General features: G+C 65.6%; 1 protein-coding gene. It reads left to right on the top strand.

Annotated elements, in window-relative coordinates; translation table 11 throughout:
* Positions 1 to 75: 75 nt before the first annotated feature.
* The coding region (locus ACTWQC_RS35715; RefSeq protein ID WP_443320034.1) for a non-ribosomal peptide synthetase at positions 76 to 1,859 on the top strand (1,784 nt) is incomplete at its 3' end.

Here is a 1,859-nt window from a genome sequence, read left to right as displayed (position 1 = left end):
TTCAGCACGGATTTGTTCGATCGGGGTACGGCCGTGGCTTTGGTGGCGCGGTTGGTGCGGGTGTTGGAGTGTGTGGTGGCTGATCCGTTGGTGCGGGTCGGTGGGGTGGATGTGTGGGTGGCTGGTGAGCGGGAGCGGCTGCTGGGGGAGTGGGTCGATACCGGGCGTGTGGTGCGTGGGGTGTCGTTGCCGGTGTTGTTTGCGGAGCAGGTGGCGCGGACGCCGGGTGCGGTGGCGGTGGAGTGCGAGGGTGTGGGGCTGTCGTATGCGGAGTTGGATGCGCGGTCGAATCGTCTGGCGCGGTGGTTGGTGGCTCGGGGGGTGGGGCCTGAGCGGTTTGTGGTGGTGATGCTGCCGCGGTCGGTGGATTTGGTGGTGGCGTTGCTGGCGGTGGTGAAGGCCGGTGGTGCGTATGTGCCGGTGGATCCGGAGTATCCGTCCGAGCGCATTGAGTTCATTCTCGGGGACGCGGATCCGGTGCTGGTCATCGATGACGTGTCGGTGTTCGCGGAAGCGGAGGAATTCTCGGGGGATCCGCTGACGGATGTGGACCGGGTGTCGGTGTTGGGGCTGCGTCATCCGGTGTATGTGATCTATACCTCGGGTTCGACGGGGCTGCCGAAGGGTGTGGTGGTTGAGCACGCGTCGGTGGGTGCGTATTTGGAGCGTGCGCGTGAGGTGTATGGGGATGCGTCGGGTACGGCGTTGCTGCATTCGTCGGTGGCGTTCGATCTGACGGTTACCGCGTTGTACACCCCGTTGGTCAGTGGTGGCCGGGTGGTGTTGGCCGAGCTTGATGAGAGGGCCGCGGTCAGCGGGTCGCCGACTTTGATGAAGGTGACGCCGTCGCATGTGGGTCTGTTGGAGGCGCTTCCGGGCGAGGTGTCGCCGTCGGGCACGTTGATCACCGGTGGTGAGGCTCTGACGGGTGAGGCGTTGGAGGGTTGGCGTGCTGCGCATCCGGATGTGACCGTGGTGAATGCGTATGGTCCGACGGAAGCAACGGTCAACTGCACGGACTTCCGCATTGTTCCTGGTGAGCCTGTGGCTGGGGGTGCGGTGCCGATTGGGCGTCCGTTCTGGAATACGCGGGCTTATGTGTTGGATGCGTGGTTGCGGCCGGTCCCTGTTGGTGTGGCGGGGGAGTTGTATGTGGCCGGTGCGGTGCTGGCGCGTGGTTATTGGGCTCGGGGGGGTCTGACGGCGGAGCGGTTTGTTGCGGATCCGTTTGGTCCGGCGGGTGCGCGGATGTATCGCACGGGTGATGTGGCTCGCTGGAATGCCGATGGTCAGTTGGTGTATGTGGGCCGGGTTGATGACCAGGTCAAGGTGCGGGGTTTCCGGATCGAGCTGGGAGAGATCCAGTCCGTGCTCGCGTCGCATCCGCGAGTTGCGCGTGCCGCCATGCTCGTGCGCGAGGACCGGCCCGGCGACAAGCGGCTCATCGGCTATCTCGTTCCGACGCCTGGCGGCGGTGTTCGGTCTGCGGAGTTGCGGGATCATGTCGCGGCTCGGTTGCCGGATTACATGGTGCCGTCGGCGTTCGTTGTCCTTGATGAGCTGCCGTTGACGGTGAACGGCAAGCTGGACCGGCGGGCCCTGCCCGCTCCGGACTATGGCCCGGAGTCGGTCGGCCGTACCCCGCGCTCGCCGCGTGAGGAGATCTTGTGCGATCTGTTCGCCGAGGTCCTCGGTGTGCCGGCTGTGAGCATCGATGATGACTTCTTCCAGCTCGGCGGCCATTCGCTTCTCGCGACCAGGCTCGTCGGCCGTATCCGCACGGTCCTGGACGCCGAGCTGCCCATCCGGCAGCTTTTCGAGACGCCGACCGTCGCGGGTATCTCCGCGGCGCTGGAAGG

This window comes from Streptomyces sp. 8N616 (assembly GCF_052246385.1).
Lineage (GTDB): Bacteria > Actinomycetota > Actinomycetes > Streptomycetales > Streptomycetaceae > Streptomyces.
This window is presented reverse-complemented; position numbering and strand designations above follow the sequence as displayed.